Annotated in this window: 18 protein-coding genes; 10 read left to right on the top strand and 8 right to left on the bottom strand. The window is 46.4% G+C overall.

Translation table 11 applies throughout. The features are described 5' to 3' along the window. Positions 1-21: 21 nt before the first annotated feature. Entirely contained in the window at positions 22-657 is a 636-nt protein-coding gene (locus C1H71_RS12725) for a TetR family transcriptional regulator (RefSeq protein WP_130106872.1), read from the bottom strand. Positions 658-778: 121 nt separating this feature from the next. On the opposite strand from C1H71_RS12725, the gene C1H71_RS12720 reads away from it, so the two are divergent. The 6 genes from C1H71_RS12720 to ntrC all read left to right on the top strand — a co-directional run bounded on the left by C1H71_RS12720 (position 779) and on the right by ntrC (position 7,289). Further along, positions 779-2,134, top strand: coding sequence for an MATE family efflux transporter (locus C1H71_RS12720; protein WP_130106871.1), 1,356 nt, complete (start codon positions 779-781; stop codon positions 2,132-2,134). Positions 2,135-2,809: 675 nt separating this feature from the next. Continuing rightward, entirely contained in the window at positions 2,810-3,430 is a 621-nt protein-coding gene (locus C1H71_RS12715) for an HAD family hydrolase (protein ID WP_262488287.1), read from the top strand. Further along, the gene (locus C1H71_RS12710) at positions 3,430-3,723 is read left to right on the top strand and encodes a SelT/SelW/SelH family protein (protein WP_130106870.1); all 294 of its coding nucleotides are present in this window, start codon (positions 3,430-3,432) and stop codon (positions 3,721-3,723) included. Before C1H71_RS12715 ends, C1H71_RS12710 begins: the two co-directional genes overlap by 1 nt. 401 nt (positions 3,724-4,124) lie before the next feature. Then, positions 4,125-4,604, top strand: a complete 480-nt coding sequence (locus C1H71_RS12705) for a DUF4124 domain-containing protein (protein WP_188053251.1) — start codon at positions 4,125-4,127, stop codon at positions 4,602-4,604. Positions 4,605-4,784: 180 nt separating this feature from the next. Beyond that, complete coding sequence (glnL, locus tag C1H71_RS12700; RefSeq protein ID WP_130106868.1) at positions 4,785-5,837, top strand: nitrogen regulation protein NR(II); 1,053 nt, start codon at positions 4,785-4,787, stop codon at positions 5,835-5,837. Between the two features lie 45 nt (positions 5,838-5,882). Beyond that, a complete protein-coding gene (ntrC, locus tag C1H71_RS12695; protein WP_130106867.1) occupies positions 5,883-7,289 on the top strand; it encodes a nitrogen regulation protein NR(I) in 1,407 nt (468 codons plus the stop codon). 76 nt (positions 7,290-7,365) lie between these two features. Here the strand turns inward: ntrC and C1H71_RS12690 are convergent, their stop codons facing one another. From C1H71_RS12690 to C1H71_RS12675, 4 genes are all read right to left on the bottom strand, one after another. Then, positions 7,366-8,067, bottom strand: coding sequence for an outer membrane lipoprotein (locus C1H71_RS12690; protein WP_130106866.1), 702 nt, complete (start codon positions 8,065-8,067; stop codon positions 7,366-7,368). 443 nt (positions 8,068-8,510) lie between these two features. Continuing rightward, positions 8,511-9,365: a Rossmann-like and DUF2520 domain-containing protein gene (locus C1H71_RS12685; RefSeq protein ID WP_130106865.1), complete on the bottom strand. Its 855-nt coding sequence runs from the start codon at positions 9,363-9,365 to the stop codon at positions 8,511-8,513. A 304-nt stretch (positions 9,366-9,669) separates the two neighbouring features. Next, positions 9,670-10,131 (bottom strand): YehS family protein, encoded by a 462-nt coding sequence (locus tag C1H71_RS12680; protein ID WP_130106864.1) that lies wholly within the window; start codon positions 10,129-10,131, stop codon positions 9,670-9,672. 87 nt (positions 10,132-10,218) lie between these two features. After that, complete coding sequence (locus C1H71_RS12675; protein WP_130106863.1) at positions 10,219-13,041, bottom strand: valine--tRNA ligase; 2,823 nt, start codon at positions 13,039-13,041, stop codon at positions 10,219-10,221. A gap of 776 nt (positions 13,042-13,817) precedes the next feature. Between C1H71_RS12675 and glnA the strand changes: the two genes are divergently transcribed. Then, complete coding sequence (glnA, locus tag C1H71_RS12670; RefSeq protein ID WP_130108224.1) at positions 13,818-15,227, top strand: type I glutamate--ammonia ligase; 1,410 nt, start codon at positions 13,818-13,820, stop codon at positions 15,225-15,227. A gap of 150 nt (positions 15,228-15,377) precedes the next feature. Beyond that, a complete protein-coding gene (locus tag C1H71_RS12665; protein ID WP_130106862.1) occupies positions 15,378-15,638 on the top strand; it encodes an Arm DNA-binding domain-containing protein in 261 nt (86 codons plus the stop codon). Between the two features lie 50 nt (positions 15,639-15,688). Here the strand turns inward: C1H71_RS12665 and C1H71_RS12660 are convergent, their stop codons facing one another. Beyond that, positions 15,689-17,047 carry a phenylacetate--CoA ligase family protein gene (locus C1H71_RS12660; protein ID WP_130106861.1) on the bottom strand — a complete coding sequence of 453 codons (1,359 nt, stop codon included), beginning with the start codon at positions 17,045-17,047 and terminating at the stop codon, positions 15,689-15,691. A gap of 1,170 nt (positions 17,048-18,217) precedes the next feature. Between C1H71_RS12660 and C1H71_RS12655 the strand changes: the two genes are divergently transcribed. Next, positions 18,218-20,440 (top strand): FdhF/YdeP family oxidoreductase, encoded by a 2,223-nt coding sequence (locus C1H71_RS12655; protein ID WP_130106860.1) that lies wholly within the window; start codon positions 18,218-18,220, stop codon positions 20,438-20,440. Further along, the gene (fdhD, locus tag C1H71_RS12650) at positions 20,437-21,225 is read left to right on the top strand and encodes a formate dehydrogenase accessory sulfurtransferase FdhD (RefSeq protein ID WP_130106859.1); all 789 of its coding nucleotides are present in this window, start codon (positions 20,437-20,439) and stop codon (positions 21,223-21,225) included. Before C1H71_RS12655 ends, fdhD begins: the two co-directional genes overlap by 4 nt. Positions 21,226-22,339: 1,114 nt before the next feature. Here the strand turns inward: fdhD and C1H71_RS12635 are convergent. Beyond that, positions 22,340-23,200, bottom strand: a complete 861-nt coding sequence (locus C1H71_RS12635) for a hypothetical protein (RefSeq protein ID WP_130106857.1) — start codon at positions 23,198-23,200, stop codon at positions 22,340-22,342. A gap of 237 nt (positions 23,201-23,437) precedes the next feature. Continuing rightward, positions 23,438-23,860, bottom strand: coding sequence for a hypothetical protein (locus tag C1H71_RS12630; RefSeq protein WP_130106856.1), 423 nt, complete (start codon positions 23,858-23,860; stop codon positions 23,438-23,440). Between the last annotated feature and the right edge of the window lie 60 nt (positions 23,861-23,920).

Genomic DNA, 23,920 nt, shown 5'->3' with positions numbered 1-23,920 from the left:
CTCATATGTCACCTCCCCTACTTAAGATGTTTTTTGCTGCAAGTGTGGAGCTTGCCGCAAGCTTTCTACGGCGGTGCGTAATATACGTTCGCAATCAGGCAGTGCCGCTTGCGGACGATCAGGGTACAAGTCTTGCAGCATGTCGTAAGTGCCATCAAAGACGGTATGCAGGTAGTGATTACTAAGGCGTAAATCAAGGCTGGCGGGTAATTCCTGATTCTGCACGGCCCGGCGCAAGAGGCGCAGGCTGTAATGCATGGCGAGCTTAGTGATTAAATCTCGGTGCCTAATGAGTGGGGCATTTTCTGCACTACGCTCACACTTAAAATACAAGATGGCAATCACCGTTTGAATCGAACTAGGCTGGCAAAACAGCCTCAGGTAGTACAAGCCCGTTTGCACCAATGCTTCCATTGCACTGTGATGGCTAGAACAATAGTGCATAGACTGACAAGCCAACATACGCTCGCTCATTGCTTTGCACACATCAATTTTATTTGGGTAATGCCCATAAACCGCACCACGGGAAACGCCAGCAGCATCGGCAATATCAGCCATCGTAGATTGGGCCACCCCCTTAGCCAAAAATACCTGTTCTGCACCATCTAAAATGGCATCGCGGGTTTTTTGTGCATCTTCTTTCGTCTTTCTTGCCATGACTGCTCTCTGATAGTTCCTGGGATTATTCCACAAATTTAATTAATCGCTCATGACCGATTAAATGTTAGCATCTTCAAATTATTCCATGACCTGATTCAAATAATCGCAAACGAGCCTTATGAACCGCAAAAATCTGCACGATCTAAACACCTTACCAGTTAAAACCCTATTCTGGCGCTATGTGACTCCATCCATCGCCGGTATGTTGGTGGTCGGCTTATATATTGTTGTGGATGGCATATTTGTTGGCCGCTATGTAGGATCACATGCGCTGGCGGCCATCAATCTGATTTATCCGGTAATTTTATTGCAAATTGGCCTTGGGTCAATGATCAGCATGGGCGCGGCTACGCGTATCTCAATGCTGCAAGGTGCAGGCAAAATCAAACAAGCACGGCAAGCACTGTCCAATACCATTTTAATTATTACGGCGCTCGGCATCGCCCTGCCTGTGATTGGCATTAGCCAGCAGGAAAGCATATTAAGGCTGCTTAATGCAGATCATGATCCAGCGGTGCTGCTAGAAGCCCGCTCCTATTTATCGCTGATGCTTTGGGGCGGCATGGTAACCATTGGGCAAATGGCGGTGATTTACTTACTGCGCAATGATGGCCGCCCTAAACTTGTCACCGCTTTGGTCACCGCTGGTGCATTAAGCAATATCGCGCTCAATTACTTGTTTGTGGTGCAGCTTGGTTGGGGTTTGGCTGGGACAGCAAGCGCCACCTTACTCATTGAAGGCTTAATTACATTGTCTGGCTTAGTTTATTTCTTTAGCCGCTACGCGAACTTACGCATGAGTCTGGCCGATCTGCGCCCGCACTGGCAAAGTATGCCATCAATGCTGGGGCTGGGTTTTTCTAGCTTACTGATGGAGCTCAACCTCGCCTTCCTCTTGTTAGCCCATAACTATCAATTATTAAAATATGGCAAGGGTGCTGATATAGCCGCTTACGCCGTGGCGGGTTATACCGAGGCCGTTTTTATATTACTGGTACACGGCTTAGCACTTGGCATGCAGCCCATATTAAGCCATGCCACCGGCGCTGGGCAGCAGCAAAGGCTGGCGCAAACGCTAAGCTATGGGTTAAAAGTCAGCTTATTACTTAGCTTTGTACTGCTGGCATTGGTGCAGTTTTTCCCGCAAGCGATCGCCACCCTGTACGCAGGACAAGATCAGACGTTGATTAGCTCTGCAAGCCAAGCCTTACAGCTACACCTCTTCGCCCTGCCTTTTGATGGGGTAATTATTGTAGGGGTAATTGGTTTACAAGCCATGGCGCTCACACGTTTATCGTTATTTGGCACCCTAGGTAAAACCTTGGTATTGATTCCAGCGCTATGGCTAATGCCACAATGGTGGGGAGTGAACGGCGTGTACACCGCGCTACCCGTGGTAAATGTTGCCATCGGCATCATGATTAGCTGGGTATTATGGCGTGAGCTAAGGCGGTTAAAAATTATATGTGCCTAGCAGCCTGTCGGACTTAAGCGATCGTAGCGAGGGAAAGACCGGTTTGAGACAGATTTCGCGGGTTTTTGAGGCGAATAGCTGGCTATTCAACGAGAAAATGCGTGAAATATGGCCAAATCCGGCTTTTCCGTAATAGATCAGTCTTAAGCCCGACAGGCTGCTAGCGTCTGTTGACGTTTCATTCGCCATTGCGCTGAGCAGGGAAACGGCCAGGCACAAGGCATGCGACGAAGGTAATAACACGTTATGTCCGAGAAGCATAACGCAGTGAATGGCCGTTTCCCGAATCAGCCCTTCGGGTTGGCTGCCTTTTTGGGGCAGTACGGCGTTAAAAGACCCTCGCAATTAAACCCACCCGCTTAGCACATCGTTAACGCAAATTTTAACCCTAGTAGCCTGTCGGACTTAGACGGTCGAAGCGAAAAATCGCATGATCGAAACCAGATTTTGCCGGATTTGCAGCACCAATAACGAGTTATTGGTCAAAAATCTGGTGAAATATAGGCCGATCAGGTGATTTTGCAGCTGACTGATGCTAAGCCCGACAGGCTGCTAGTACTGATTTATGACGGTAAATGGTACTTGTCGCTATTCTCTCTATAAATCAACGATTAACCCGCATCAAGGCAAACGCAAGAGGTAGAATATCCCCTCTTGCGTTTGCCTTGAGCGATGATGATGACCATTCGAGCCGTTGTCTTTGATTTTGGTGGTGTATTATTTGATTGGAATCCCGATTATCTTTATCGCAAGCTAATCAATAATGAAAAAGAGCGAAAATTCTTCTTCAGTCACGTTTGCAATAGCGAATGGAATATTGAGCAAGACCGTGGCCGCACATGGGCTGATGCAATCGCCATCAAACAGGCCGAGTTTCCCGAGTACAGTGATTTGATCGCGGCATTTTATAGCCGCTGGAATGAAATGCTACGAGGCACTTTACCTGATGGCGTAGCACTGATGGAGCGATTAGAATCAGCTAATATTCCACTCTACGGCCTAACTAATTGGTCAGATGAAACCTTTCCCTATGCTTGGGAGCACTTTCCGCTACTGCACCGCTTTAAAGATATTGTGGTATCTGGGCGCTTAGGCTTAATCAAACCTGATCCGGCCATTTATCAAGCGATGTTTGAGCGCATCCATTTAACAGGCTTGCAGCCTAATGAGCTGGTGTTTATTGACGATGTCGCCAAAAATGCCCACGCAGCAAGCCAACTGGGTTGGCATGGTATTCACCATACCAACGCCAATGAAACCGCAAAGCAACTCCAGCAACTAGGTTTAAAATTTTAATGACGCCAATCACTAAACCCCGAATCAGTATTTTATATTGCACCCGATGCAATTGGTTACTACGCTCAGCGTGGCTTGCTCAAGAGTTGCTATCAAGCTTCGCGGATGAGGTCGGAGAAGTGGCCCTGCAACCAGGCACTGGAGGCCTATTTGTTGTGCAGTGTATGGATATCATTATTTGGGATAGAAGAATCGAGGGGCGTTTTCCGGAGTCTAAAGAATTAAAACAGCGCATCCGAGATTTAATAGCCCCAGAAAAACCCTTGGGCCATAGTGATGCTAGGCGCAATTAGCCTAGCAGCCTGTTGGCGTTTCATTCGCCATTGCGCTGAGCCGGAAAACGGCTAGGCACAAGGCATGTGACGAAGGCAATAACGGGTTATTGTCGAGGAGCATCACGCAGTGAATGGCCCTTTCCCGGCTCAGCCCTTCGGGTTTAGCCCATTTTAGGGGCGGAACAAAAGTTAAAAATCGCTCATGGTACTCGTATCATGTCGCCATTTTCTCCTTGTTCAGCCCCAAAACTGGGCCAAACGCAGCCGTGAATGAAACGTCAACAGACCCTAGCAATCATAATGCATTGTATTTATTCTTAAATTAGATCGTACCTCAACCCAGTTTTGTTATGCACTAGCCAGCCAATGCTAAGCGACTTACTAAACTACTTTAAACCTGTCTGTGTTAAGTTATGCCCATGCTTAAGTACCTACTCATTATCCTTGCCTGCTTTGCCCCACTGGCTCACGCCGATATCTACAAGTATGTGGACGAACACGGCAATGTCACGTTTTCTAATATCCCCATGCGCAATGCACAACGCATCTTGGTCGAGCCAGGAGCCTTGATTCCTGCCCCTCGCTCGCATGGCAACGCAGGCCCTAAGGAGCGCCGCCCACAAACGGCAACTCCAGGTAACTTTCCACGCGTGGATGCTGCCACGCAAAAAAGCCGTGATAGTAACCGCCAGCTTATTCTTAATGAAGAGCTAGCGAGTGAGCAAAAAAGACTCACCGATGCGCGCCGCCAACTCTCAGAAGCTGAAAGCACTAGATCTGCCGAAGAAAAAGCCAGCCCGCAAAAGTATGTAGAAAAAATGGGCCGCATCCGCAATAACATGGTTCTGCATGAGAAAAATATCAGCGCCTTACAATCCGAAATTAGCCGCTTGCGCTAAACCTTACACAAATCTACGCACCATCCACAGCAGCAATGCACCACACTGGTGCATTGCTGCTGTATGCTTATAGGTCTTAGCACCAGTAAAGGGGCCCATACTAGCGAACTCGTATCATCACCTTGCTGGCCCGCAAATTGCTAGAGTCCCATAGATAATCTTCTGCAGAGACAAGCCACCATGTGCCATACCGCCTTCTCTGGTCTTGAGTTTCTGGATGATGCTGTCATTGCCGTTGCTACAGACAGCACGCTGGTTTACGTCAACCCTGCTGCCACTGATCTGTTAGGCCTACGCCAAGATGATATAGGCATGACATTATCAGCATGCTTAGAGCCGCACAGCCCCATTGTCAGTGCGGTGATTACTGCCTGCACAGAAAACATCAGCATCACCGAGCACGAGCTTTTGCTAGCCACCACGCACGGCGATGTGTATGTCACGCTCACCGCCAGCCCTATCGAAAACAGTGCAGCGGCGGCGTTGGTTGAAATTCGGCAAATGGATCAACAGCGAAAAATTGTGAATGAAGCACGCTTGCAAGCGCAACAACAAGCCAATCGCGAGCTGATTCGCAATCTTGCCCATGAAATAAAAAACCCCTTAGGTGGTATTCGTGGAGCTGCGCAATTGCTCTCTGTAGAGCTAACTAGCCCTGCCCTAAAAGAATACACCCAAGTGATTATCGAAGAGTCTCAGCGCTTACAAAGGCTACTGGATCGCTTACTTACTCCACATCGTCTGCCTAAGCTCACCGAGCTAAATATTCATGAGGTATTAGAACGTGTTCGCAGCTTAGTCCTTGCCGAAACGCCCAATGGCCTATCGGTAAAGCGCGATTACGATACCAGCCTACCTAGCCTGATCGCCGATCAAGAGCAACTGATTCAAGCGGTGCTTAATATTGTCCGCAATGCCGTACAAGCGATGGCGGGTGTAGGCGAGATTTTTTTGCGTACGCGGATTGCACGCCAGGTCACGCTCAATCGCCGCCGCTTTCCGCTAGCCTTACAAATTCAAATTATTGATAACGGACCGGGAATTCCTAATTCCCTAAAAGAAACGCTGTTTTATCCATTGGTCTCTGGCCGACCAGGCGGCACCGGTATCGGCCTGCACCTCGCGCACACCTTTGTTATCCAGCACCACGGCACCATTGAATTTGAAAGCCGTCCTGGCCTAACCTGCTTTAGCCTGCTGCTGCCGCTTAATGGCTGGCAAGAAGCGCATTAACTGATGTTACACAGCAATAAATAACAAGCAACAAAAGGAAACCCCATGAGTGCTGTTTGGATTATTGATGATGACCGATCGATTCGTTGGGTATTTGAAAAGGCCTTAGCACGCGAAAATATCTCGCATGCTAGCTTTGCCTCAGCCACCGAAGCGCTAGCAAAACTCACCCAAGAACAGCCACAAGCCATCGTTTGTGATATCCGCATGCCTGGCGAATCTGGATTACAGTTTTTAGATATTGTGAAGCAAGATTGGCCCGATTTACCCGTCATTATCATGACGGCACATTCAGATTTAGATAGCGCCGTATCGGCCTTTCAAGGGGGGGCATTTGAATATATGCCCAAGCCTTTCGATGTAGATCAAGCCATCGACTTAATACGACGTGCCATCCAAGAAAGCGAAAGATTTACCAATCAAGTAGGCAGCCCCACAGAAGCCGCATCACCCGCGCCAGAAATCCTAGGGCAAGCCCCTGCTATGCAAGATGTATTTAGGGCCATTGGCCGCCTCAGCCAATCTGCCGCCACCGTGTTGATTACCGGTGAATCAGGTAGTGGTAAAGAATTAGTAGCGCGCGCCCTACACCGCCATAGTCCACGCTCTGCCAAGCCCTTTGTGGCGATCAATACTGCGGCGATCCCTAAAGACTTACTAGAATCCGAGTTATTTGGCCACGAGCGCGGCGCATTTACTGGTGCAGACGCTCGCCGTCAAGGCCGCTTTGAGCAAGCTGAAAATGGCACCTTATTCTTAGACGAAATCGGCGATATGCCCTCCGAGCTGCAAACCCGCTTACTGCGGGTACTATCCGATGGCTTTTATTACCGCGTAGGCGGGCATCAGCCGATTAAAGCCAATGTGCGGGTGATTGCTGCTACGCATCAACATTTAGAAGAGCGGGTTAAACAAGGGCAGTTTCGAGAAGATTTATTCCACCGTTTAAATGTTATCCGGCTGCGCTTACCTGCACTTCGGGAAAGAAGCCAAGATATCCCTCTGCTAGCGCGTTATTTTTTGAGTAAATCGGCCACAGAGCTAGGGATTGAAGCCAAGCGTCTAACGGATGACGCCATGAATAAACTGGCCGCATTTAGTTTTCCGGGCAATGTGCGCCAGCTAGAAAACCTCTGCCATTGGATTACCGTAATGGCACCGGGTGCTTTAGTGCAAGCGGGTGATCTCCCTCCAGAATTAAGTACTGAAGCCAGTGAAGTCCAATTGCGCAACGGAGATTGGTTAAGTCATTTGGGCGCAGAAATGAGCATGCGTCTCAGCCGGGGTGATAGCCGCATTCTCGATGAGATCACCCCAGCCTTTGAGCGCGTAGTGATTGAACGCGCCTTAGCTCATACCGGCGGAAAACGCATCGAAGCGGCCGAGTTACTCGGCTGGGGGCGCAATACCCTAACACGTAAAATTCAAGAACTAGGCATGGAACACAGCTAATTTAGAGGTGCAGTTTGCTGCTTAAAATATAAAAAAGGGCGCAGCAAGCCGCGCCCTTTTGATCAAATAAAATCTGTTAATTACCTGTAGGCACAATAGTATCGCCGCTTAAGCGCACACGATCGCCTTGGCTAAATTGTGGGCGTTCCTGAAAGCTATAAGTGCGCTGGCTATCATCGTCAAATGACACGCGAACTTCGTATACCGTTACGCTGCGGTATTGTTTTTCAGCCTGATGGCCAGCCACAGCACCACCAATTGCACCCAATACTTCTGCAACGGTACGGCCATTACCCCCACCAATCTGGTGGCCCACTACCCCACCTAGCACACCACCAACCACCGCACCGCCACCCGAACCTTCCCCTTTTTTCTCAATAGTGCGCACTGAAGTCACGCGGCCACAACTTTTACATACTTCTTTGGCTGGCCAAACGATAGGAGCAGGCTTGTCTTCTTCTGTGCTTTTTGCCACCGGCGCAGGGTGCGGCGTTGCTTTAGGACGGGGCTTAACTGCAGGCGTATGTACAACAGGCCTAGGCGCAGCCGTTGGGATTGGTGTTGGAGCAGGTGTTACGATAGGTGCGGCAGTCGGCACAGGAGTGGCCACTAAGGCTAATACAGGCGCGCTGGCTACACTGGGCACCGAGGCCACGACAATGGGCTCTACAGCAGGCTTGCCAACAAAACCTAGCCAATTAGCAACACCTACACCAGAAGCTAAAATCACAGAAACGGCCGCAGCCAGAAACAGTGGATGGGTTTTAGGGGCTGACATCGTACATCTCCAAAATGATAAGTAGATAGGCTTGTGCCCTGCATCAAACAGCAAGGCTTACTACCTTATGCCGCTATCCTGCCGTTTTTTGATAAAAAAAGCAGTGAAAATAAACACTAACACAGAGGTATTTTTCACCTGATCAATACTGTAAGACATTGTTACTGAATGTGCTTTTACTACTGGTAACATACGGTAAAAAAGGCCATGTAATCCATGGCCTTTAAGGATAAATCAGAGCGATTATTACAATCTAAATTGTTTAATCAATACTTCTAGGGTCTGTCGGACTTAGACGGTCGAAGCGAAAAATCGCATGGTCGAGACCAGATATTGCCGGATTTGCAGCGCCAATAACGAGTTATCGGTCAAAAATCTGGTGAAATATAGGCCGATCAGGTGATTTTGCAGCGGACTGATGCTAAGTCCGAAAGGCTGCTAGCTTATGCTAAACGTTGATGTAACGCAGCTTGCTTAGGTTTACTAAGATGATCTGCTGCTAAATCAATCGTAGCCTGTCCCATACTTTGATAACAGCGCAATATCGTTGCATCTTTTATTACAGATAAATGCTTTTCTATTGTAGCCTCATCACCACGAACAATTGGACCAGTTAATGCAGCGGCAGGCCCTAATACTCTAATATTACTTAATGTTTGCTGCATTAAATTCAAAATAAGACTTTGGGCAATATCACTCTCTATTCCGGCCATTTTTGCTGTTTTTAATGATAAATCTGCTAAGGTAACGAGATAATTAGCTGCCATAGTCAAAGCGGCATGATAAGCCGCCTTTCCGCCTTTAACTAACGTAAATGGCTTGCCACCCAGAGCCAATACAAAATCTTGCAAAATATCATAGGCCAATGGATCCCCTTCTAAAGCGCAAGGAATTGCATTAAAAGAGGCTACCGCCAACGCCGGATCAGCAAAAGAAAAAGCGGGATGCACGCTGGCTAAATAAGCACCAGAATCTTGCAAGGGAGCAAGTAACGCGGCCTCTGATACCCCACTGCTATGAAACACCACATTCCCCGCCTTTACGATATGACAAGCCGCCAGCTCAATCGCCACATTTTCAATTGCACCATCTGGCACTGCTAATAGATATAAATCAGCCACCGGTAATTGATCTAGAGCAGAGCAAAACTCACCCGCCCCAATAAAGGTAATCGCGTCTGTAATATGCTCAGCAGATCTGGCGTATACCCCGCCTATTTGGAAACGCCCTGATTGCTGAGCTAAACGCGCTAATGATTTTCCAAGCCGACCTGGCCCGATAATATTTAGAATTTTCATCGATCAAGCCATTTGAGGTTAGCAGGGATAACGGAGGTTGAAATAGCAACAGCGTGTAGGATAAATAAATGTAGAGTGGGCAAAGCCGATTGACCTAGCAGCCTGTCGGACTTAGACAGTCGAAGCGAAAAATCGCATGATCGAGACCAGATTTTGCCGGATTTGCAGCGCCAATAACGAGTTATTGGTCAAAAATCTGGTGAAATATAGGCCGATCAGGTGATTTTGCAGCTGACTGATACTAAGTCCGACAGGCTGCTAGCCCCTCTCTATCAATGCTTAGTTATGACTAAGCAGCGACCATTTAGCCACGCAAACGAAGCGTCAAACCTTTTAAAAAATTTCTGAGTAATTGATCGCCACAGCTGCGATAGTGCTTATGATCTTTTTTACGGAATAAGGCGCTTAATTCTGGTTTGGATACATCAAAGCCTGCTGCATCCAGAATACTATGCATATCTTCTTCTTTTAATTCAAAAGCCACGCGCAGTTTTTTAAGTGCCATATTATTGCTCATAGGCAATTCAATCGGCTGTGCCGGGCGGCTTTCATCTTTACCGCGCTTATGAAATACTAGGCCATCTAAAAAATAAGCCATCGCTTCATCACTGAATTCCAAATAACCTTCTTCATCTTCTTTTTTCAAAAAGGCCGCAACATCTTCTTTCGCCAAATCAAAATCAGCCAATTTAGCAATCGCCACAATATGTGCATCACTTAAATCCAGCATATAGCGAACGCTACGTAAAATATCGTTATTAATCATTTTATTTCCTTAAACCTTACGAATGAACACAACGTCCACTATCTCTTAAATAAAAACAGGCTGCACAAGGCAGCCTGTGAGTTAATGCTATTGCAATTTAGCCAATTGGCTTTGCAATTGCGCCAATTTCTCAGCAAATTCGACCATCAGGCCCTGATCTTTTTCTACCAAATGAGCAGGCGCTTTATTTAGATAACCCGGCTTTTCAAACTTCGCTTTGATTCTTTCCAGATTCTCAGAGAGCTTGCCGATTTCTTTAGTTAAACGCGCCGATTCTGCTGCTTTATCAATTTCTACTTTCAGCATTAAACGCGTGCTGCCTGCCACCGCCACCGGCGCATCATCTTCAGGCAATTGCGCCACGATGGTGACGCTAGCAAGCTTGGCTAATGGCACTAAGTAAGCCGCGTACTGCTGCAGCTCGTCTCCGCCTTCCAGCAGCAGCGGTGTTTTTTGCGATGGTGGCAAACCCATTTCACCGCGCAAATTACGCACAGCAAAGGCCAGCGCTTTTAAGCTTTCAACTTGTGCATTAGCCGCCTCATTCACCTTGCTTAAATCCGCCACCGGCCAGTCGGCCACCATGATGGATTCGGTCTTTTTAGCGTTCGCCAGTGGTGCAACAACCTGCCACAGCTCTTCGGTAATAAACGGAATAATCGGGTGAGCCATACGCAATGTGGTTTCTAATACGCGAACCAAGGTGCGGCGGGTGGCACGTTGCTGCGCTTCGTTGCCTAATTGCAATTGCACCTTAGCCAGCTCGATATACCAGTCGCAGTAATCGTTCCAAACAAATTCGTAAATACCCTGAGCCGCCAGATCGAAGCGGAAGGTATCCAGCGCGGTAGTGACATCGTGCTCTGCCTGCTGCAAGCGCCCTATCATCCACTGATCAGCAAAGCTGTATTCCAGCGGCAAGGATTCATCCTGCCCTACATCTTTGCCTTCCACATTCATCAATACATAGCGGGTGGCATTCCACAGCTTATTGCAGAAGTTGCGATAGCCTTCGCAGCGATGCTGATCAAAATTAATACTGCGGCCCAAAGTTGCTAGCGATGCAAAGGTGAAGCGCAGTGCATCGGTACCAAAAGCTGGAATGCCTTCTGGGAATTCTTTCTTGGTTTTAGCCGCCACCTTAGGCGCGGTTTCTGGGCGACGCAGGCCGGAAGTGCGTTTTTCCAGCAGTGATTCCAGATCAATCCCGTCGATCAGATCAACCGGATCAAGCACATTGCCCTCCGATTTAGACATCTTCTGGCCTTCGCCATCCCGCACCAAGCCGTGGATATACACATGCTTAAACGGCACTTTGCCGGTGAAGTGCTTGGTCATCATAATCATCCGGGCTACCCAGAAGAAAATAATGTCAAAGCCTGTGACCAGTACCGATGAAGGCAAAAATGCTTCCAGCTCAGGGGTGCTCTGGCCCGGCTTCCAACCCAAGGTAGAGAACGGCACCAGTGCCGAGCTAAACCAAGTATCGAGCACGTCCACATCACGGCGCAGTGTTTTACCCGGCGCTTGTGATTCTGCTTCGGCCTGATTGCGTGCTACATAAACTTTGCCGTCTTCATCGTACCAAGCCGGAATCTGATGGCCCCACCATAGCTGACGGCTGATACACCAGTCTTGAATATTATTCAGCCACTGGTTGTAAGTGTTCACCCAGTTTTCAGGCACAAATTTAACTTCACCATCTGCCACGGCTTGCAGGGCTTTCTCGGTAATGCTTTGGCCGGTTTCATCGGCCTTACTCATGGCCATAAACCACTGATCGGTCAGCAAAGGCTCAATCACCGAGCCAGTACGATCGCCACGTGGCACCATCAATTTATGTTTCTTCGTTTCGAGCAATAAGCCCTGCGCATCTAGATCGGCCAGCATCGCTTTACGCGCGGCCAGAGCCGTTAAACCAGCGTAAGCAGCTGGTAAATCAATACTGCCCAGTGCATCGCCATCAAAGCTAAATACCTGTGCCTTAGCCAGAATCGTGGCTTCCAAGCTCATCACATTGATCAGCTGGGTGTTATGGCGCTTACCTACTTGGTAATCGTTAAAATCATGAGCTGGCGTGATTTTCACCAAGCCAGTACCGAAAGCCGCATCCACGTAATCGTCGGCGATCACGGGAATTTCACGGTTAGTCAGTGGCAGTGAAAGTGTTTTACCAAGCAAATGCGTAAAACGCTCGTCTTCTGGATTGACCGCTACGGCTACGTCGCCCAGCAAGGTTTCAGGGCGGGTCGTGGCCACCACGATAAATTCATCGCTGCCCACTACCGGATATTTGATATGCCACATATGGCCGTCTTCTTCCTCGGAAACCACTTCGAGGTCGGAGATCGCGGTGCCCAGCTTTGGGTCCCAGTTAGACAGACGCTTGCCACGGTAAATCAGGCCTTGTTCAAACAGGCTGACAAAGACTTCGCTAACCGTGGCCGAGCATTGCTCGTCCATAGTGAAGTATTCGCGCTTCCAATCTACCGATGCACCCATGCGGCGCATTTGCTCGGTAATGGTTGCACCCGATTCTTTTTTCCATTCCCAGATTTTTTCTACGAACTTCTCGCGGCCCAATTCATGGCGGCTGATGCCTTGCGCATCCAGCTGGCGCTCAACTACGATTTGCGTGGCAATACCGGCGTGATCGGTGCCGGGCTGCCAAAGCGTGTTTTCACCTTTCATACGATGGTAGCGAGTGAGGCCATCCATAATCGTTTGATTAAAGGCATGACCCATATGCAAGGTACCCGTCACATTCGGTGGCGGCAGCTGAATGCAGAATGATTCAGTGCTTTGCATATTTGGCTGAAAGTAACCGGCTTTCTCCCACTCTGGGTAGTAGCGGCTTTCGATCTCTGCGGGTTCAAAACTTTTTGCGAGTTCTTTAGGCGTGGTGCTCATGGGAAAAGGGCTCAGTCGTTCATAGATTAACCTGTGATTATAGCCTTAAGCGCCAGATTTCATGAAGCATTAGGCAGCGGGAATAAAACAAAGCTTGGGCAATTGCTCAGCTAAAACATTCTCAAGCCAATTCTCAAAGGCCTGCACCCGCTGCAAGCTCATGGGGCGGGTAAGGATACAACACAGCCTAAACCAGCGCTAAGGCTTGATATTGCAGCAAAATTTCGACCAACTCACCCGTGGTAAGACTTACCTCTAAAAAGCTCACAGCTAACCGCCTACACCGCCTATTACTCTACTTATACGGGCACCAAGGACGCTGTTGAGCACTTTCCCCGCACTGCAACCAAAGGATTTGGTGCTCTTAGTATTTCCGTCACCGCCATCGGCCATAGCAGCCTGTCGGACTTAAGCGATCGTAGCGAGGAAAAGACCGGTTTGAGACTGATTTCGCGGGTTTTTGAGGCGAATAGCTGGCTATTCAACGAGAAAATGCGTGAAATATGGCCAAATCCGGCTTTTCCGTAGTAGATCAGCCTTAAGTCCGACAGGCTGCTAGCGCCGCACCAAAAAAGCTCGCACTATGCTTTTTAGTCACCACAATGGTGCATAAGTTGTTTACTTAAAGCTTGCTAGTCCGTGCGTCTGGGTTTATGGCACAATGGAGTTAAGCACACCTTATGTTGGCATGGTTATTGCTGAATCAATTTCATAATTCCGCAGAGCCGGATGCTTTATCCTTTCACCCTCATGCAACTAAATTTGGAGAATTCAAGATGGCGGTAGCCGACGTTCTCAACCTTATCCAAGAAAACGGCCTTAAGTTCGTTGACTTGCGTTTCACCGACACTATGGGCAAAGAGCAGCACGTTACAGTGCCTTCGCACGTGGTAGACGAAGATTGGTTCACAACGGGCCATGCTTTCGACGGCTCTTCTATTGCTGGCTGGAAAGGCATTCAAGCATCTGACATGCTGTTGATGCCAGATGCATCGACTGCCAACATCGATCCTTTCTACGACGAACCAACACTGTTTATGACATGTGACGTTGTAGAGCCTGATACAGGCAAGGGCTACGATCGTGATCCACGCTCGGTTGCTAAGCGCGCTGAGCAATACCTAAAAGCAACCGGCTTGGGTGACACGGCTTACTTTGGCCCAGAACCAGAATTCTTTATTTTTGACGGCATCCGTTTTGGCTCCGATTTATCCGGCTGCTTCTACAAAATTGAATCCGACGAAGGCGCTTGGGCGACAGCCAATAAAGTAGAAGGTGGTAATAAAGGCCACCGTCCACGTCTCAAAGGCGGCTACTTTCCAGTGCCCCCAGTCGATAGCCACCAAGATATCCGTGCCACCATGGTACTAATTCTGGAAGAGCTAGGCGTACCGGTTGAAGTGTTCCACCACGAAGTGGCGAACGCAGGCCAGAACGAAATTGGTACTAAATTCAGCACACTGGTACAACGCGCAGACTGGACTCAAATCCTGAAATACGTGGTGCACAACGTAGCAGACCAATACGGCAAGACCGCAACCTTTATGCCTAAGCCTATCGTTGGCGATAACGGCAGCGGTATGCACGTTCACCAATCGGTTTGGAAAGACGGCAAAAACCTGTTTGCAGGTAATGCCTACGCAGGTTTGAGCGAATTCGCCCTGTTCTACATCGGCGGGATCATCAAGCACGCTAAAGCTTTGAATGCGATTACTAATCCGGGCACCAACAGCTACAAACGTTTGGTTCCGCATTATGAAGCGCCGGTTAAATTGGCGTATTCAGCACGCAACCGCTCTGCTTCGATCCGTATTCCACACGTATCGTCAGATAAAGGCCGTCGTATTGAAGCGCGTTTCCCAGATCCATTGGCTAACCCATACCTTTGCTTCTCTGCACTGTTGATGGCGGGCCTCGATGGCGTGCAAAACAAGATTCACCCAGGCGATCCTGCAGACAAAAATCTGTATGACTTGCCACCAGAAGAAGACAAGTTGATCCCAACAGTTTGCTCATCTTTGGATGAAGCATTGGATGCGCTGGATAAAGACCGTGAGTTCCTGACTCGTGGCGGCGTATTTAGCAATGACTGGATCGACAGCTATATCGAATTGAAGATGCAAGAAGTAAACCGCATCCGTATGAGCACTCACCCAGTTGAGTTCGATATGTACTACAGCTTGTAATAAAGGTACTCGTTCCGCACCGTTCGGAACAGTTCACAAACCCGCATTTCCATTGGGATTGCGGGTTTTTTTATTCCGCCACGGTTCGTCATAGAACCAGCAAAACCGCGAATAAGTCCCCCTGTTTACGATAGAAAACAGGGGGAGAAAATGCCGCTAACTAATTTACAGTACCGCAATGCCAAGGTGGCTGGAAAGGATTACACCAAAGCCGATGGTGACGGCCTGTTCTTAATTATCAGAAGCAAAGGGGCAAAATCTTGGGCCTGTGACTTCATCCGCAAGGGTGAGCGGATCAAGTACAACTATGGCCAATACCCTAATCTTTCACTCGCAGTGGCAAGGCTCCTCCACTGGGTAGAAAGCAGCTGGCAGAACAATGCCGCAAGCCTGGTCTATTCAATTATTTAAAAAATGGGTTTATGAACAAGCGAGACTTGACAGTTATTGATTCGTACTAATTAACTAGACTGGAACTTAATAAATGGAATTTTGCCATTTGAATCTGGCAAGATATCTTCAACCTTTTCGATGAAGAAATTAACCGTCTGATCAACCCCATTGCTTCGTAGTAATTTTTCCATATTAATTTCACACTTAGCAATGCATTCATTCGTCCCCACAATCAATGCCTTTATTGAATTTTCTCCGATAAGCATTTGTGATTTATATATTCCGGAAGAAAATAAAAACAACGAGTACAGAGCAATATAAAATAGCTCTACCTGCTCGCCTTTATTTCCTTTGAAAAAGATAGGTTTATTATTTCTTCCAGAAACACCATCAAACGTCATTTCTCCATGCTTATTCATTGTACTGACAGCAAAATCGCCAATATCATATCGGATAATAGGCTGGCTATAATTAACAAAATTAGTAATAACAATCCGCCCTAACTCGCCCTCTTTGGCAGGTTTGTTATCCTTATCCAAAATTTCAACATTACAAATATTATGATATAAACGATAGGGATTTTTATTTTTTTTCACGCCCATAATTAAACATTCAGAAGCACCATAAGAATTACTAATTTCACAATTAAATGCTTTGTTAATTCTTTCAGCATTTTCCTCGGTTAATATCTCACCCGACAACACTATTTTTTTAGGAGAAATAGTAAGCGCACCTGATTCTTTATATGGAATCAAGGAACAAAACACACCAGGATATGAAACAAGTTGTTCAGGACTAAATTCATTTAATTCATTGATTATTTTATCTATTGGTAATAAAAGAGAAATCTCTTTAGTTTCAAAAATTGATTTAGGCAGATTTTTAATAAATGCAATACCTGCACTACGCCCTTCCACCGCCCCCAGCATTGCTACTTTTGTCTTTTTCCCTAAAAGTATTTTAAATGGTTTAGAATTATATAAAAAAGTATTAAATACAAACGTCTTAAAATCATTAATAGCCAGTAAAACAGGCATTTTTAAACCCAATGTTCCTGATGTTGTAAAGCAAATATATTTATTCTGGTACGCTTTTTCTGTACTGCCATTATAAATATAATCAAACACATCATCTTTATTCAGTGTCTTGTCCGTAAAAACATCCTGAATATTTTCTACAATATCACTTTTTTTAACCACAGGAAGTTGCTCAAAGGTCAAACTTCGAAGATCTTTTTCTAAAATACCATGAGCAAAGAATGATTCTCTATAAAATAACGAGTTGTGAAAAGCATGAGCACATATTGCTCTCATTTTTCTTATTTTTATTTTGTTTATTAGATATATTTTTAATTTATTATTAAAAAAACCAAGTAAATATATGGATTCAATAAGCATAAACTCAAATACATGTTTAATGATATTCATTACTTTTTCCTTTGCTAAAGTTAAATCGCCTCCGATAAAGCCGGATGTTTATTGCTGGGACGCCTCGAAAGCAATTATATTTACTTAAAAAAAATACAAAAACATCATGTTTTTCATAAACGCAGCTTGAGCCGCACAGATTTTACAACTGGCTCTTTAGCGGCAGCTGCTCCCACGATGTAGATACGTACATAAATAGAATCATCTGAAACCCGACTATCGAGTTACATCGGTTAATCAAGGCATGAGCAGAGAGCAAGGAAGCATGCATTTCAGTACGAACACGTGGGGTTGTGCGGGCTTGAGAGTGAGTCTTGCTCATGGGGATGCCAAGGTAAACATGACAAAATCCGATCATGCATGATGTCTCTTGCAAGAACAAAGCGCACGCCACAAACAGGGACACATGACCCAAAACCCGTCAAATGACGAATTTTACAGCCCCATATCGCTGCATCAACAGCACAATAATACCATCAAAAACTTACAAAAATCTTTCTAAAAAAGAAAGAGATAAATTAACATTAAGCACAACTGAAATCAATAAATTATTGATTCAACGATTTATTTCCAACACTTTTGTATATTTATATCGATCCAAATTAAGCTACCAAAAATATATTTACCCGACGGTTACCCTATTTTGGACAAGCGTTTGCCACGATTGAATTCAATTTGGCGTTAATTGCCACCTTTTTCAGCGCTTAGGCCCAAGTGAGCTGCTCATTGCTCATCTTTCTGCAACAGCATCGATCCTAGCAGCCTGTCTGACTTAGACGGTCGAAGCGAAAAATCGCATGGTCGAGACCAGATTTTGCTGGATTTGCAGCGCCAAAACTTGAAATGCCATCAGATAGCCTATTCAGCGAAAGAAGCTTGCAGGCAAACTCATATTAATAACTTGATTAAGAATTATTTTTGTGGGCGGGGTACAGATATTTAAATGAAGCGGATGCAGAGGATTTGTGAGCTCAGGCAGGTCAAGTTTTTACAATAAAAAAGGCGGTTTGCTGCTGTTTAAATGCTTACGTAAATATTGGCTGAAATATAGCTGTATCGAAATGTATTGCTTACGTAAGATTAAACAAGAGATGGGTCAGTGCAAATCACGCTATCCGCATCGGGGCCGTGTTTTGTTCTCCATATGCAATTGAGCTTAGGAACGCCAGAATGTCACAGAAAAAACCATCGCCAGCAGGCGGCTGGGGCGCGCTTAAAGCGACGCTTGCCACCATCGAGCCAAGTCATGTAGGTAAATCCGTGATTGCCTTAGCCAACGCCAATCAGCCCGATGGCTTTGATTGCCCTGGCTGTGCCTGGCCGGACAAGCCCAATACCCGTGTGCAATTTTGTGAGAACGGTGCCAAAGCCATTGGCCATGAGATTACATCTAAGCGGGTTGAGGCTGATTTTTTTGCAGAGCATAGCGTTAGCGATTTGCAGCTATGGGATGATTATTCGCTGGAGCAGCAGGGCAGGCTGACCGCACCAATGCGCTTTGATGCGGCCAGCGATCACTATTTGCCGATTAGCTGGGATGATGCGTTTCAACTGATTGCAAGACATTTGAAAGAGATCAAGCCGGACGAAGCGCATTTTTATACCTCGGGGCGTACCGGTAATGAAACGGCATTTTTATATCAGTTATTTGTGCGTCTTTATGGCACGAATAATATGCCCGATTGCTCAAATATGTGCCACGAGCCCAGCGGCTTTGCGCTGAACGCCAGTATTGGCGTGGGCAAGGGCACGGTGACGCTGGAAGACTTTGATCATGCCGAGGCGATTTTTATTTTTGGACAAAACCCAGGCACCAATCACCCACGCATGTTGGGCACTTTACAAGAAGCGGCGCAGCGGGGCTGCCAGATTGTGGTGATTAATCCACTGAAAGAGCGTGGTTTAGTCTCGTTTCAAGACCCACAAAATCCGCTGCAAATGTTGAGTAATTCGGCTTCGCCTATTGCTTCGCTGTATGTGCAGCCGCAGCTGGGGGGCGATCTGGCGATTGCTAAGGCGCTGCTTAAATCGGTGCTGGAGGCAGGCGCTGCAGATCAGGCTTTTATAGCTGAGCATACCGAAGGCTTTGCCGAGCTGGCGGCCGATATTGCCGCTACTTCTTGGGAAGATCTGGTCAGCCATAGCGGCTTAACGCTGGCCGAATTAAAGCAACTTGGTGATGTGTATATCCAGAGCAAAGCCACAATTATTACTTGGGGCATGGGCATTACCCAGCATCAGCATGCGGTGGCCACCATCCAAATGCTTTGCAATGTGCTGCTGGTGAAAGGCAATATCGGCAAAACAGGTGCAGGTGTTTGCCCGGTGCGCGGGCATTCCAATGTGCAGGGTGATCGCACCATGGGGATTAATGAGCGTCCCAGTGCGGCCTTTTTGCAGCAGCTGGGCAAGGCCTGTGGCTTTTCGCCGCCATCCCAGCAAGGGCGAAACGTGGTGGAAAGTATTGCCGCGATGGAGTCAGGTGCTGGCAAAGTGTTTATCGCCATGGGCGGCAACTTTGCGGCCGCTACACCAGACACCGAACGCACCCACGCCGCTTTGCGTAAGCAAAACCTAACCGTGCATATCACCACTACGCTTAATCGTTCGCACCTTGTACCAGGGCTGGATGCGCTGATTTTGCCCTGCCTTGGCCGCACCGAAATCGATCTAAAAAATGATCAGTCACAAAGCATTACGGTTGAAGATTCGATGAGTATGGTGCATCTAACTCACGGTATTAAAACGCCAGCATCACCGCATTTATTGTCCGAGCCAGAAATAGTGGCGCGTATGGCAGCAGCCACACTGAGCGATAGCCCGATTGATTTTATGGCCTTGATTCAGGATTACGATTTGATCCGCGATTTAATCGCCATTGCGATTCCAGACTTTGCCGATTTTAATCAGCGCGTGCGCGTGCCTGGCGGTTTTTATCTTGGCAATACGGCAAGGGAGCGGCGTTGGGTGGTGGGCAAGGCGCGTTTTAAAGTTCACGCTTTGCAAGCGGCTATTCGTGATCAGCTACAAGGCTTGACCACGCATCCGCTGCTGACCCTTTCAACTATCCGCAGCCATGATCAGTACAACACCACGGTTTACCGCAGAAATGATCGCTATCGTGGTATTCAAAATGAGCGAAAAGTATTGTTTATCAATGCGGAGGATATGGCCGAGCTGGGTTTGCAAGCCGATCAATATGTGAACATCGTTTCAGTATGGTTTGATCGTGAGCGGCAGGTGAATGATTTCCGCCTACAGCCTTTTGATACGCCGCGTGGCTGCCTAGCTGCATATTTCCCGGAAACCAATCCGCTGGTGCCCTTGGATTACTACGCTGTTGACGCAATGACACCCGCCAGCAAAGCTTTAGTGGTGTATCTGCAAGCATGAACGATGGCATTCAAACCGTAACAGCACATTTTTATGTCGATGATGGCTTACAAGCGCTGGAGCAGCAGGTGGCAGAAGAAGTGCCGCTGCTTCTGGTCTACAACGGCGTGGCCTATTTGGTGATGCTGTGCAGCCCGCTGCATCTGGAACAACTGGCGATTGGCTTTAGCCTGAGCGAGGGCATCGTAGATGCCTATTACCAAATACTGGCCGTAGAAATCAGAGCTAGCCACGATGGCTATGAAGCGCATTTACAAATCCCCAATGAATTTGCCGCCAAGCTACGTAGCCGTCGCCGCAATCTGCAAAGCCGCACCGCATGTGGCTTGTGCGGCAGTGAGCAGCTGGCCGAGGTAATGCGTGCGCCACCCGCGCTTGATTCTGATTTTAAAATTGAGCCGCAAGCTATTTGGGCCGGTATGCAAGCCTTAAGTCAGCTGCAAACCATGAATCAGCAAACGGGCGGTGTGCATGCCGCTGGCTGGTGGGCAGCAGGGCAGTTAACCGTGTTTGAAGACTTAGGCCGCCACAATGCCTTAGATAAATTGATTGGCCATTTAGCCAGCCAGCGGCAAAGGACGGATGGTGTATTGCTGATGACTTCGCGCCTCTCTTACGATCTGATCCAAAAAGCCGCCCGCGCCCAAATGCCCGTCATCGCCGCGATATCGGCCCCCAGCCATCTGGCTATTGAACAGGCTAGGCTGGCTAATATCACCTTGCTCGGCTTTGTTCGAGAGCCGCGCCTTACTATTTATACGCATCCGGAAAGGGTGTTAACTTGAGCTCTGCAAGTTAATTCAGCCAGGTATTTGCTCTATTTTTTACGGCGAAGCCCCATGACGATGTTGCCAGCCCTAAGCCCATCAGAAAAGCAATGAGTAGCTGATCAAATCGTGCATGCGATTTTCTCGCACACGGCTTTCCCTCGCTACGATTGCTTAAGTCCGACAGGCTGCTAGGCATGCGCTATTTTCCAGCCCGCTTTTATCGGTATTTTATATAGCACATAGCGTCCACACTCAGGAATCGGCCTTCGCCAATGCCTCTGTCTTTCACTTTGTGCCGCTTTATCAAGCGAGTGCGCACACGTTGCTCCACGTGAGATTTGACCTTCTACAACGCCTGATTTAAGTTCCGATAGTGGAAGTAATTCGCCCAGCCAGAGAGACTGCGGTTCACACTCCCAACTATTTTACCTAAAGAAATGAGAGTCATCTTGTCCTAATACGAATCTTAAATTAAACACAGATTTACAACACAGCAAATTACTTATTAATATCAATCATATGGCATTAAATAAACAATAAAAAATTTCATATTAAATCCTTAGAGTTTAACGTCAGACGCCATACAGCTTGGATAAAATTCAATATATCTCAACCAATTCCAATGATAATTAGATGATCCGGCTTCTTCATGCGGAAAATAATTAGGTGATGTATTTATATCAGAGAATTTTTCATTGATCTCAACATTATAAAAAACATCACTTTTAATCGTTTGCGTCATATAACTTGTTGCAGAATGGATATTTACCGATGTAATATATTTATATGCAAAAAATTCATCTGATTTATTAATAGAATTAAACTCAGTAGAATCAATTGGTACTTCTTTGTTTTTTTACAAATTTTTGAGTGAACTTTCAGTATTGAAAATATTATCGTCCGCCCTTACTTCATAAATATATATTTTCTTTAGTGGATTTAGCGCTGCCATTCTTTTTACTACCGATTCGATCCAGTCCTTTTTTGCTGATAGCGCAATAAATGCAGTGTCTTTGGTCCCCACTTTAATTTCTGACGTCTCACTGCTTTGAAAACAGCTTAATCCGGAAATAAAATCTCTGATACTATTGTTATTACCTAGGCTTCTGAGACCAGAAGCAAATATTTCCTAGGGTGCCTCAACATCAATATGCCACAAAGAATAAGCCCCGCCCCGATACATAATTCTTGCCCCTGCAATATCAGAAGTGGATGGCCTTATATCATCGATCGTAATCCCCCTCCCCAATACTCCGGCTTGCACGCCAAAATAAGACTGCCCTTGAGTCGCGCCATCGAGCATAATAGTCGGGGATTTTTGCGTTATGCTGGCAGGGACAATAGTTCGGCAGTAATTATTATTACTATCAAATTGTCCATTAAGTAATGGGTGAGTTAATCCCAGCCCATGTCCTACTTCATGCAAAATAGTATTAAAAAAAAGCATTTCAATATAACTTCTGAGCGATATACCAGCATCTATTGAATGATTATACAGAGCCATACGATAGGCACTTTCTCCATGCTGTTCAATAAAAGAGCGGTTTACTCTTATTCTGGTTTGACCGGTTGTTCCCATATTATTAAATATTGTCCATGCCAAACTTTCGTCGGTAGGGATATCAACCAGCTCAATTAATATCCCTCGCCGCCCTCTTTCCGGATATCCTGCTATAGAATTAAATGTAAACTCGGCTGGGGTCCACATCGCCAGTGCTCTTTGCACCAATTCTTGTGTGTTTATTTGAATGGATGTGGGCGCAGCATCAGGAGTGACAATATTAAAGGTAGTCGCGGTACTTCCCAAGTTGGATATGTAATGATTAATCACATTAAGTTCCGCACCGTACACCTCCCTTACTCCAATCGGGTTTCTGCTGGTTTCAGAATCAAAGATTCCAACCACTCTTGTTTGTGAATCATCCAGTGCAAATGCCCCGCCCGGATAAAGACAGACAATTAACAAAAGAAAAAAGCATTTAATTGGCATATTTATTCTCTCGTAGGAATACACACCGGATCAGCCCGTCACTAAAATAGATTTTATATAACCGGAAATTAATTTAATTAAACAATAGTGACGTACAAAATAAACAGGCGATATTCAGCAGCTTAAAAATAGTTTAAGCATATTCAATAAGTGCATAAGGAAAGTTGGATTTTAAACATGATTACAGAAAAATACATTACTCACGCAAAATATGAAAAAAAAACAACACCTATGAATTCAGCCTATTGTTGTACACAACCATCCAAGCAATGTCAGTACAGATGAGCATACGACTACAATATAATGAGGATGGGCCGGTGTAAATTTCGCCACAAGAAACATTGCATACAATGCACCTCCGGACAAAATCAGACTGCCAACAGGAATCAAATGATAAGACCATGTCATTCCCCTCGAAAATGGAATGAGCAACAATACCGTATTTATTATTGCAACAGCTAAAGCTCCGCCTGCAATTGCCCGCATCAATGCCAAAATAAGAATTTTCAGATCATGCGATAAATCATTCCAATTCATCCCTAATGCTTCACTATGATACGGCATAAACTGTCTTTTTAACAAATAGGTCAGACCAAAACAAAAAACAACAGCCACACAAACAAAATGACAAACAAATGAAAAATATATAATTGATGACATAAAAATATCTTGTATTTTTTGAAAAATATTTCAATTTATACAAAAATTAACCCGTCTATA

This window comes from Iodobacter fluviatilis, from assembly GCF_004194535.1.
GTDB classification, from domain to species: Bacteria; Pseudomonadota; Gammaproteobacteria; order Burkholderiales; family Chitinibacteraceae; genus Iodobacter; species Iodobacter fluviatilis_A.
The sequence above is the reverse complement of the archived record's forward strand: the minus strand, read 5'-3'. Positions and strand labels throughout refer to the sequence as shown.